Source organism: Streptomyces sp. NPDC003943, assembly GCF_053605265.1.
In genome coordinates, this window is record NZ_JBSGIW010000009.1 from 117,576 (window position 1) to 127,948 (window position 10,373).

Annotated in this window: 10 protein-coding genes; 4 read left to right on the plus strand and 6 right to left on the minus strand. The window is 74.0% G+C overall.

Annotation, left to right across the window (positions count from 1 at the left end; all coding sequences use genetic code 11):
* The first annotated feature begins 79 nt into the window (after positions 1-79).
* From ACWEV0_RS06325 to ACWEV0_RS06340, 4 genes are read left to right on the plus strand one after another with little or no spacing between them, the layout of a single operon-like run.
* Positions 80-1,333, plus strand: a complete 1,254-nt coding sequence (locus ACWEV0_RS06325) for an ATP-grasp domain-containing protein (protein ID WP_453146963.1) — start codon at positions 80-82, stop codon at positions 1,331-1,333.
* Complete coding sequence (locus ACWEV0_RS06330) at positions 1,326-2,087, plus strand: HAD family hydrolase (RefSeq protein ID WP_453146964.1); 762 nt, start codon at positions 1,326-1,328, stop codon at positions 2,085-2,087. The genes ACWEV0_RS06325 and ACWEV0_RS06330 overlap by 8 nt, the downstream gene beginning before the upstream one ends.
* A complete protein-coding gene (locus ACWEV0_RS06335) occupies positions 2,084-3,256 on the plus strand; it encodes a hypothetical protein (RefSeq protein WP_453146966.1) in 1,173 nt (390 codons plus the stop codon). Before ACWEV0_RS06330 ends, ACWEV0_RS06335 begins: the two co-directional genes overlap by 4 nt.
* Before the next feature lie 33 nt (positions 3,257-3,289).
* Entirely contained in the window at positions 3,290-4,210 is a 921-nt protein-coding gene (locus ACWEV0_RS06340) for an NAD-dependent epimerase/dehydratase family protein (protein ID WP_453146968.1), read from the plus strand.
* 132 nt (positions 4,211-4,342) lie between these two features.
* On the opposite strand, the gene ACWEV0_RS06345 is transcribed toward ACWEV0_RS06340, so the two are convergent.
* The 6 genes from ACWEV0_RS06345 to ACWEV0_RS06370 all read right to left on the minus strand — a co-directional run.
* Positions 4,343-5,740, minus strand: coding sequence for an APC family permease (locus tag ACWEV0_RS06345; protein WP_453146969.1), 1,398 nt, complete (start codon positions 5,738-5,740; stop codon positions 4,343-4,345).
* A 318-nt stretch (positions 5,741-6,058) separates the two neighbouring features.
* Positions 6,059-6,940: a prephenate dehydratase gene (gene pheA / locus ACWEV0_RS06350; protein WP_453146971.1), complete on the minus strand. Its 882-nt coding sequence runs from the start codon at positions 6,938-6,940 to the stop codon at positions 6,059-6,061.
* Positions 6,940-8,034, minus strand: a complete 1,095-nt coding sequence (locus tag ACWEV0_RS06355; protein WP_453146973.1) for a DMT family transporter — start codon at positions 8,032-8,034, stop codon at positions 6,940-6,942. The genes pheA and ACWEV0_RS06355 overlap by 1 nt, the downstream gene beginning before the upstream one ends.
* A gap of 19 nt (positions 8,035-8,053) precedes the next feature.
* Complete coding sequence (locus ACWEV0_RS06360) at positions 8,054-9,097, minus strand: threonine aldolase family protein (RefSeq protein ID WP_453146975.1); 1,044 nt, start codon at positions 9,095-9,097, stop codon at positions 8,054-8,056.
* A complete protein-coding gene (locus ACWEV0_RS06365) occupies positions 9,094-10,128 on the minus strand; it encodes an alpha/beta fold hydrolase (RefSeq protein WP_453146977.1) in 1,035 nt (344 codons plus the stop codon). Before ACWEV0_RS06365 ends, ACWEV0_RS06360 begins: the two co-directional genes overlap by 4 nt.
* Positions 10,129-10,181: 53 nt before the next feature.
* A partial coding sequence (locus tag ACWEV0_RS06370) for a hypothetical protein (RefSeq protein ID WP_453146979.1) occupies positions 10,182-10,373 on the minus strand: 192 nt, incomplete at its 5' end.

The window sequence follows — 10,373 nt, forward strand, 5'->3', positions numbered from 1 at the left end:
GTCCCCACGCCCCGTCCCGGCCCCGGCCCTCTCCCCTCCCCCCTCGCTTTCCTCTCCTTCCGATCACAGAGGTACAGACATGAGTGACCAACCGGTCCTGCTGGTGGTCTACGACACCGGCAGCCTGGCCCCGACCCGGCTGGCCGAGGCCGCGCGGCAGGCGGGCTGCGCCCTGGTGTTCGTCACCGCCGACACCGAGCACGCCCAGGAGATGATCCCGACCCTGGAGACCGTCGGCACCGTCGTCGACACGGCCGACCGGACCGAGGAGGAGACCGTCGCGGCCCTCAAGGACCTCGGCCCGGCCGGCATCATCACCTTCAGCGAGTTCCAGATCGCCCGTACGGTCCGGCTGGCCGCCGCGCTCGGGCTGCGCTACCACTCCCCCGCCGACGTGGCCGCGATCACCCACAAGGACCTGCAGCGCGAGCGCTTCGCCGAGGCGGGCGTGGACGCGGTGCGCTTCCGCACCGTCACCTCGCCCGAGCAGACCGACGAGGCCCTGGCGTACGTCGGACTGCCCGCCATCATCAAGCCGGTGGTCGGCGCCTCCAGCCGCAACACGCAGGCCGTGACGACGGAGGAGGAGTGCCGGGCGGCCATCGCCGCGTGCTTCGACGCCGCCGGCGGCGGCCCCGTCGAGACGGCGGTGATGATCGAGGAGCTGCTGGTCGGCCGGCCCACGCCGGCCCCGTGGGGCGACTACATCGCGGTGGACTGCGTGGCCGACGGCGACGACGTCCGCCCGGTCTTCGTCACCAGCAAGTTCGCGCTGGCCGAGCCGTTCCGCGAGCGCGGCGGCTACGGCGGCTTCTCCGTCGTGTCCGAGGAGGACGAGCAGGCGGTACGGGACCTGGCCTGCCGGGCCGTGCGCGCCCTGAACATCCACGGCGTGGCCGACGTCGAGATCAAGCTGACCGCCGACGGGCCGCGGGTCATCGAGGTCAACGGCCGGCTCGGCGCCTGGGTGGACGACCTCGCGGTCCGCTCCGGCACCTCCGACCCGGCGTACGTGGCGGTGGCGGCCGCGCTCGGTCTGCCGTACGAGACGCCGGACATCAAGAAGGACGGGCCGATCGCCTTCCACTACCTGATCGTGCCGCCCGCCGGCGCGCGCAGCGTGCGGGGCATCCGCAACGTCACCGCGCTGCGCCGGCTGCCGAACGTCGACCGGGTGGCCGTGCTCATCGAGCCCGGTGCCTCGGTGGACTGGCGGATCGGAGCGCGCGGCAACACGGCGGCGGTCATCGGCTCCGCCGCCACCCACGAGGAGCTGGCCGCGACCGTGGCCGCCATCGAGAGCGTCGAGTGGATCGAGTACGCATATGAGTGAGCCGTACGAGCCGGTGAACGCCCCGCAGGGCGGCCTGCTGCTTGTCTTCGACCTGGACGGGGTCCTCGTGGACACCCAGGACGCCGAGAACGGCGGACTGGCGTACGTCGGCGAGCTGATGGGGCTGACGCTCGACAAGGAGCGGCGGGACGAGCTGTTCTCCGGCAAGAAGATGCAGGAGTGCCTCGACCTGATGGAGGAGCTGACGGGCACGCCGCCGCCCGCGGACGCCATGCCGATCGCGCGGGCGAAGTGCGAGGAGCTCATCGGCGACCGCCTCGAACCCATCGACGGCGTGGCGTACGCCCTGGAGCGGCTGAGCGCGCTGCCGGGCGTGGCCGGGATGTGCGTGGCGTCCAACAGCCCGCTGGAGCTGATCGAGCGCCGGCTCGCCAAGGCGGGCATCCTGCACCACTTCGGCGGGCGGCTGTTCTCCGCGTACGACGTGGACGCCTGGAAGCCCGACCCGAAGCTGTTCCTCTGGGCGGCCGAGCGGTGCGGCGGTGCCGTCGAGGACTGCCTGGTGATCGAGGACAGCCCGGTCGGCGTGGACGCCGGTCTCGACGCCGGGATGCGGGTCCTGCAGTACACCGCGGACCCCGAGCTCGGGGCCCATCGGGCGGGCGCGGAGGTGTTCCGCTCGATGCGGGACCTGCCGGGCCTGGTGGCGGCCACGGTCGCCCAGCGTGCCGTACCCACGTCGGCGCACATCTTCGCCGCTTCCGCCGTCGCCACCTCTGGAGGGAACCGATGAACACCCCTGCTCACCCCGCGCGCGAGGCGCGCAAGGTCATGGTCCTGGGCGCCGGCGACATCGGCCGCCAGGCGTTCCACGCGCTGGCGCAGAGCGACCCGGCGCGCGAGCTGCGGCTGGTCGGCCGGGACGAGGAGGCGGTGCTCCGCGCCACCAACCTGGCCCGGTTCTGCGCGATCCAGCGCGGCTACCAGCCCCGGGTGAGCCATGCGCTGACCGATCTGCGCGACGTGGCGCGCACGGCCGAGACGATCGCCGAGTTCCGGCCGGACGTCCTCTTCCTGGCGGCGAGCTACCAGTCGTGGTGGGTCATCTCGACCCTGGAGCAGTCGGCGTTCCAGCGTCTGTACGCCGCCAACTACGGCCCGTGGCTGCCGATGCACCTGGTGCCCGCGATGAAGGCGATGGAGGCGGTCCGGCTGTCGGGGGTGGACCCGGTCGTCGTGAACGCCGCCTACCCGGACGCCGTGCACCCGGCGCTCTCCGCGGTCGGGCTCTCCCCGGACCTCGGCATCGGCAACGTGGCCAACAACGTGCCCGGCATCACCGCGGCCGTCGCCGACGAACTCGGCCGCCCGGTCGGTGACGTGGAGGTGCGGCTCGTCGCCCACCACTACGTCTCGCACCGCCTGTCCCGCACCGGCAACAGCGGCCCGGCGGAGATGGGCCTGGGCATCCGGGTGGACGGCCGGGACGTCACCGCGGAGCTCGACGTGCCGGCGCTCCTGAACCGGCTGCCCGAGCGCTACCGGCGCACCGGCGGCATGCCCGGCCAGGTGATGACGGCCGCGTCGGCGCTCAGCGTGCTCGAACCGCTGGCCGACGGCCGGGCGGCCCTGGTCCACGCGCCCGGTGCGGGCGGCGTGGTGGGCGGTCACCCGGTGGCGATCGCCGCGGACGGCTCGTACGAGATCGTGCTGCCCGACGGGATGACCATGGAGCGGGCCGACGCGATCAGCCTCTCCGGTCAGGTGCAGGACGGCATCAGCGAGATCCGTGACGACGGCACGGTGGTCTTCGAACCCTCCGCGATGGCGATCATGACCGAGGAACTCGGGTACGACTGCCAGGAGATGAAGCTGTCGGAGGCGGAGGACCGGGCGCAGGAGATCGCCGACCGGTTCGCCGTCTACCGGGAGCGCACGTCGGCGACCGCAGCGGTCGCCTGAGCGGGACGAACAGCACGAGGAGGGACGGACACAGTGAGGCTACTGCTGCTCGGCGGCACCGACTTCGCGGGCCGCGCGGTCGCGGAGGCGGCGCGGGACCGGGGCTGGGACGTGACGGTCTTCCACCGGGGCGAGCACCCGGCGCCGCCCGGCGTGACGGTCCTGAACGGGGACCGTACGGAGCCCGACGGCCTGGCCGCGCTCGCGGAGGGCACCTGGGACGCCGTCGTGGACACCTGGTCGGCGGCGCCCCGGATCGTCCGGGACTCCGCGCGGCTGCTCGCGGAGCGCGCCGAGCGGTACGTCTTCGTGTCGAGCCGTTCCGTCTACACCTGGCCCATCCCGGCCGGCCTGGACGAGGACGGCCCGGTGGTGGACGCCGACCCGGACGCGGACGCGACGGAGTACGCCGCCGACAAGCGGGGCGCCGAACTGGCCGTCCTTCGCGAGTTCGGCGACAAGCGCTCCCTGCTGGTCCGCGCGGGTCTGCTGCTCGGCCCCCGGGAGAACTCCGGCCGGCTGCCCTGGTGGCTGAAGCGGATCGCCCTCGGCGGCCCGCTGCTCGCCCCCGCGCCCCGGGACACACCGCTGCAGTACGTGGACGTGCGGGACATGGCGGTGTGGATCCTGGACGCCCTGGAGTCGGGGCTCAGCGGCCCGTACGACATGGTCAGCGCGCCCGGCCACACCACGATCGGCGAGCTGCTGGACGCGTGCGTCACCGCGACCGGCGCGGAGACCAAGCTGGTCTGGGTCGGCCCGGAGGCCCTGGCCGCGGCCGAGGTCGCCGGCTGGTCCGACCTGCCCATCTGGTGCCCGCCCGGCAGCGAGCTGCACGACGCCCTGCACTGCGGGGACACGGCCCGCGCCCGGTCCACGGGACTGCGCTGCCGGCCGGTGGCGGAGACGGTCGAGGACACCTGGGCGCAGCTGAGCGGCACCGACGGCGCCTGACCGCCGCAGAACCTCCGGTCGGGGCTACGTCCGAGGCGGACGGGGAGTCGCACGATCCTGAGCGGATGGAACGCGCCGAGGGCCGGGGCGGTCGGAACCGCCCCGGCCCTCGGGGGTCGAGCAGGTGGGGGATCAGACCTGCTCGTCCTCGGGGATGCTGACCAGCCAGCGGGTGTCCTGGCGCGGTCGCAGGTAGAAGGCCCAGTAGAGGGTGGCGACGGCCGTGATGCCGCCGGTCCACTTCAGGTACTCGAGGTCCTGCATGTACAGGATGTACGCCATCACGGCGATGAGCAGCACCGGGACCACCGGCCACAGCGGCATGCGCCAGGCCGCGACCTCGCGGTGCGCGCCCTTGCGGCTGAACAGCGCGGCCACCGCGACGAGCAGGTACATGCCGGTGACGGAGACGCCGGTCACGCCGTACAGGGTGTCCAGGTTGACGAAGCACAGCGCCGCGCCGGGCACGCCGACGACCAGGGTGGCGACCCACGGGGAGCCGAAGCGGCCGAGGCGGGACAGGGCGTTGTTGACGGGCTCGGGCCACGCCTTGTCACGGGCGGAGGCGAAGAGCACGCGGGAGTTCTGGATGACCATCACGATGCCGGCGTTGATGATGGCCAGCGCGACGCAGAGGCTGATGAAGGTGCCGACGGCGGAGTTCGACCAGGCCGCGATCATGCCGCTGATGTCGCCGCCGGTCAGCGTCTGCAGGTCGCCGGCGCCGAGGGTGATGGCGATGACGGGGACCAGGATGACGGCGGTGGAGATGGCCAGGGTGGCGAGCACCGTGCGGGCCACGCTCTTGCGCGGGTTCTCCAGCTCCTCGGAGAGGTAGACGGCCGTGGAGAAGCCCTGGGTGACGAAGAGCGCGATGGCGAGGCCGGAGACGACCAGGGCGCCGGTGACCAGGGAGTGGCCGCCGCCCTCGGTGGCGACCTGGCCGTGCAGGAGGGCGCCGGCGCCGCGCTGCGAGTGGGCGAAGCCGAGGACCGCGACGACGCCCGCCGCGACGACCTCCAGGACGAGGAAGATGCCGGTGATCCAGGCGTTGGCGCGCAGGTCGAGCAGACCGGCCAGGGTCGCGAGCAGCATGACGCCGGCGCCGGCGATCGGAGCCGGGATGTGCACCAGCGGTGCCAGGTAGTCGGCGGTTCCCATCGCGATCACCGGTGGCACGATCAGCACCACGAGCAGCGACAGTACGAAGACCAGCCAGCCGGCCAGGCGGCCCGCGAGCGTGGAGACGATGGCGTACTCGCCGCCCGCGCTCGGGATCAGGGTGCCCAGCTCGGAGTAGCAGAACGCCACGCCGATACAGAGCAGCGAGCCGATCGCGATGGTCAGGGCCGCGTAGGTGCCGACTCCGGAGAACAGGTCCGGTACGACCACGAACAGCGTCGAGGCGGGTGTCACGCACGACAGCGTGAGCAGTGTGCCGCCCACGACACCGATGGAACGCTTGAGTTTCTGCGGCACGGGCTCGATCTCGGGAGCGAGTGCGTGCGGTGCGCTGAGCGTGTCGGTCATCAGGCGGTTCCGATCGGTGCGGTGCGAGCGGTGTAACTGAGAGGGAGCGGTATCGCCTCCGAGGCGTCCGGTGATGAGATGAGTCCGTGGCTCCCGGGCTGAATGGAAGCCTGGGCAGAACCGCAGGTCAATGCCCCACCCACTGCGGAATCCGTTGTTCCGGTAGGTCCGCGCGGGGCCGTGCGACGTTAAGGGCGCGATAAGGCGGCGTAAACGCTCCGTACGGGAACCGCAGCGACTCCGGCAGGACTTTTACTGCGCTTTACCGAGCCTCCGGCATCCGGACAGCCCCGCGGTGCGTCCGGGTACCGGACGAGCTCAGCTGTGCGCCAGGAGTGGGGCGGGTGCCGGACCGCGGGCGGCGACCGGGTCCGGGGCCTGGGGGTAGCTGCCGAGGAGCAGGGCCTGGGGGGCGTGGCGGCGCAGTTCGACGAACGCGCCGAACACCGAGGGGTCGGCGATGTGGCCGTCGCACTCCAGGAAGAAGCAGTAGCGGCCGAGCGCGTCGCCGGTGGGGCGCGAGTTGATGGCCGTGAGGTTCGCGCCGTTGCGGGTGAAGGCCCCGAGGACGCGGTGCAGGGCGCCCACGTGGTCGAGGAGCGGAAGCACGACGGAGGTGCGGTCGCGGCCGGTGGGCCCCGGGGTGACGGCGTCGGCGCCCGCGACACGTACGAAACGGGTCACCGCGTCGCGGCGCGCGCCGATGTCGGTGGCGAGGACGTCGAGCCCGTACCGCTCGGCCGTGGCGGGGGCGCAGACGGCCGCCGTCGCCGGATCGGCGTCCCTGGCCACCGCGGAAGCGGCCTCGGAGGTGGAGCCCGCCGGCACGAACTCCGCCCCGGGAAGCTCGCGGGCGAGCCAGTCGCGGCACTGGCTGTGGGCGTGCGGATGGGTGAGGACCCGGCGGACCGTGGCGGGCGTCGCGCCCGGCGGGGCGGCCAGCGCGAAGGTCACGCGGAGCAGCGCCTCGCCGGTGATCAGCAGCGGTCCGCCGCGGACGAGTCCGTCGACGGTGGTGGGGACGACGCCCTCCACGGAGTTCTCGAGCGGCACCACCGCCGCGTCCGCGGCGCCGGAGCGGACCGCCGCCAGGGCCGTGGGCACGGAGGCGGCCGGCGTGAGCTCCTCCCCCGGTCCGACGAGGGTGCGCGCGGCGAGTTCGGTGAACGATCCGGCCGGGCCCAGATAGGCGACCTTCATCAGAGACTCCATTTCTCGGTGGGATCGGAGGAAGAGGCAGAGGGAGAGCCAGAAGAAGAGGAAGGGGAAAGGGAGGGGGAGGCGGGGGTGGTTCCGCGGCGCTCACCGGTCGAGGCGAGGGCCACCGCGGTGAGCAGCAGGCCCGCCGACGCGGCCGTGACCCAGCCCTGCGGCGCGCCCGTGTGCAGGACGGCGCCCAGCAGCACCGAGCTCGCCACCTGCCCGGCGATCATGCCGAGGCCGGCGGCCAGGACCCCGATGCGGCGGACGACGAGGACCGAGCCGAGGACGACGATCACGCCGAGGGTGCCGCCGGTGTAGTCGAGCGGGTTGCCGGGCCAGTCGGCGGGCGCGCCGTGGGCGGCCAGGTCGGCCGCGAGGGCGAGCAGCAGGATCACCGCGCCGGTGAGGAAGCTGAGGATCACCGAGGGGTAGGCGTTGCCGGCGACCTCGTCGGTGCGGCCGTTCGCGGCCATCTGCAGCGACAGCCCCACCCCGGCGAGGAACGGCACGGCCGCCAGCCAGACCGTGCCGCGGTCACCAGGCTCCAGGACGACGGGAGCCACGACGGCGACCACCGTGAGGGCGGCGCCGAGCCCGCGGCGTACGGAGACGCTCAGCGCGCCGCCGGGGCCGAGCCCGTAGTGGTCGACGAGCAGTCCGGCGAGCGTCTGGCCGGACACCAGGGCCAGGGCGTACAGCGCGGGCCCGAGGTCGGCGGCGACGGCGGCCTGGGTCAGCACCATGCAGCCGCCGGCCACGCCGCCCATGAGGTGCCAGGGCCGGAGCCGCCGGTCGCGCAGGGCGGGGCGGATCCGGCGGAACGCGGGCCGCAGGCCGGGCAGCAGCGGCGCGACGCACACCATGACGAGCAGGCTGAGCACGTCCGAGAAGGCGGCGGCGGGCACGGGTCGGATACCGGTGCCGAGGCGCCCGTTGACGACGGACTCCAGGGTCAGCGCCGCGCCGGTGCCGAGGGCCGCGAGGAGGGGCAGCGGCCGCATCCGGGAGCGTGCCGGCCCGGGGGCGGGGCCGGCCGCCGCGAGGGGCGGGCGTATGCCGGTCGTGTCGGCGGGTGCGGGTGGGGTGGGCATGGGTTCTCCGTCCGGACGCTCACGAGTGGGGCAGCCGCGCGATGCGCTCCAGGGCGCGGTGGACGTCGTCGCGGCCGAGGTCGCGGTGGGTCGTCAGGCGGACGCGGCCGCCGACGGGCACGGTCAGGACGCCGGCGCGGGTGAGCGCGTCGACCGTGGCGGTGACGTCGGGGACGCGGGCCAGGACGATGTTGGTCCGCGGCGCCGTGACGTCCCAGCCGAGCGCGGCGAGGCCCTCGGCGAGGAGCCGGGCGTGCTCGTGGTCGTCGGCGAGCCGGTCGATCCCGTCGAGGGCGACGAGTCCGGCGGCGCCGAGCACACCGCCCTGGCGGACGCCGCCGCCCAGCATCTTGCGCACCCGGCGGGCCTCCGCGACGAACGCGGCGCTGCCGCCGACGACGGAGCCGACGGGCGCGCCGAGCCCCTTGCTGAGGCATGCCTGGACGGTGTCGGCGCCACGGGTCAGCTCGGCCGGTTTGACGCCGAGGGCGACGGCGGCGTGCCAGATCCGCGCCCCGTCGAGGTGCACGGCGAGCCCGAGCCCGTGCGCGGTGTCCGTGAGCTCCGCGTGCGTCTCGGGCGGTACGACGGTGCCGCCCGCCGCGTTGTGGGTGTTCTCCAGGCAGAGCAGCGTGGTCCGCAGCGCGAAGTACGGCCCGGCCTCGGCCGCGACCGCCCGGACGTCCTCGGCGGCCACCGCGCCGGGCAGGTCCGGGCGCCAGCGCAGCGCGTGCGCCATACCGCCGGCCAGCCAGCTGGCGGTGCCGACCTCGCTCTCCAGGACGTGCGCGCGCTCGGGGGCGAGGAAGCGGTCGCCGGGCCGCAGGTGCAGGAAGAGCGCGATGAGGTTGCCCATGGAGCCGCTGGGCACCCACAGCGTCGCCTCGACGCCGAGCAGCTCGGCGGCCTTCTCCTCCAGGGCGCGCAGCGTGGGGTCGCCGTCCAGGACGTCGTCGCCGACCTCGGCGGCGGCCATGGCGGCGCGCATCCGGGCGTCGGGCCGGGTGACGGTGTCGGAGCGGAAGTCCAGGACGCCGGACCCGGTCGCGCCGGGGCCGGTCACGCCGGGGCCCCTTCGGTCCCCGCCGGCGCGGCGAGGAGTTCGCGCAGCGCGTCCGCGATGAAGGCGGCCGCCTTCGGTTCGCCGCCCCCGCCCGCCAGATGCCCCCAGATGCCCGGGATCTCCCGCACCTCGCCGTTCGGGACGAAGGAGACGGACCACTCCTCGTCGGCCGGCGGGAAGTAGAGGTCGGTCTCCGAGGGCAGCGCGAGCAGCCGGGCCCGGACGGTGCCGAGGGCGCGCGCGGTGTCGCCGTCGAAGCCGGGGGTGGTGCCGACGTCCGCGCGCTGCCAGGTGTCGAGCATGGCGAGCAGGTCGTTGGCGTCGGCGTGGTGGAAGTTCATCTCCCAGAAGTGGGCGAGGAAGTCCTCCAGGGACGCGGCGCCGAGTTCGCGGTAGGCGTGGGTCCGGTAGAACGCCTGGGAGAAGCCCCAGCCGGCGTAGACCCGGGCGAAGGCGCGCAGTCCGGCGCGCGGCGGGCGCTCGTACCAGCCGTCCCGCCAGTCCTGGTCGGTGGTGAGCGCGGCCCGTACGCCCTCCAGGAACACCTGGTTGTGCGGGGAGGTGCGGGCAGCGCCGCAGTAGGGCGCCGCCCGCTCGACCATCGCGGGGTGGCTGACGGCCCACTGGTAGGTCTGCAGGGCGCCCATGGAGCAGCCGGTGACCAGCGCCAGCCGTTCGATGCCGAGGCCCTCGGTGACGAGCCGGTGCTGGGCGGCCACGTTGTCGCGGACGCTGACGGCGGGGAAGCGGGCCCGGTCGTAGGGCGGCGGGGTGTTGGAGGGCGAGGAGGACAGGCCGTTGCCGAAGAGGTTGGGCACGATGACGAAGTACGTGTCGGTGTCCAGGGCCCGGCCCGGGCCGATGAGCCATTCGTTGGCCTCGTGGGTGCCGGCGAACCAGGTGGGGAACAGCACGGCGTTGGACCGGTCCGCGTTCAGCGTGCCGTAGGTGCGGTAGGCGAGGCGCGCGGGGCGCAGGGTGGCCCCGCTCTCCAGGACGAAGTCCTCGATCTCGTACACGTCATGGGTCATGGTCGGTCTTCTTCTCCTAGCGGTACAGCGGGTACGGGGGTTCGGCGGACGGTTCAGCGGAGGCAGCCGGTGGCGAGCCGCGCGAGGGCGGCCGGGTCACCGGCGGCGCCGTCCGGCAGCCGGCCCAGGCGGCGCTGGACCAGGAGGGAGCAGAGCAGGTCGAGGAGCAGCCGGGTGCGGACGCCGACGGGTACGCGCTCGGGTCCGCACCCGGGTGGGCCCTCGCCGGGGCCCCCCACGCGGGG

Bases quoted from the DNA above. Each gene is read 5' to 3' on its own strand.
- ACWEV0_RS06325 (WP_453146963.1), top strand. From the start codon at position 80: ATGAGTGACCAACCGGTCCTGCTGGTGGTCTACGACACCGGCAGCCTG.
- ACWEV0_RS06330 (WP_453146964.1), top strand. From the start codon at position 1,326: ATGAGTGAGCCGTACGAGCCGGTGAACGCCCCGCAGGGCGGCCTGCTG.
- ACWEV0_RS06335 (WP_453146966.1), top strand. From the start codon at position 2,084: ATGAACACCCCTGCTCACCCCGCGCGCGAGGCGCGCAAGGTCATGGTC.
- ACWEV0_RS06345 (WP_453146969.1), bottom strand. From the start codon at position 5,740: ATGACCGACACGCTCAGCGCACCGCACGCACTCGCTCCCGAGATCGAG.
- pheA (WP_453146971.1), bottom strand. From the start codon at position 6,940: ATGAAGGTCGCCTATCTGGGCCCGGCCGGATCGTTCACCGAACTCGCC.
- ACWEV0_RS06355 (WP_453146973.1), bottom strand. From the start codon at position 8,034: ATGCCCACCCCACCCGCACCCGCCGACACGACCGGCATACGCCCGCCC.
- ACWEV0_RS06365 (WP_453146977.1), bottom strand. From the start codon at position 10,128: ATGACCCATGACGTGTACGAGATCGAGGACTTCGTCCTGGAGAGCGGG.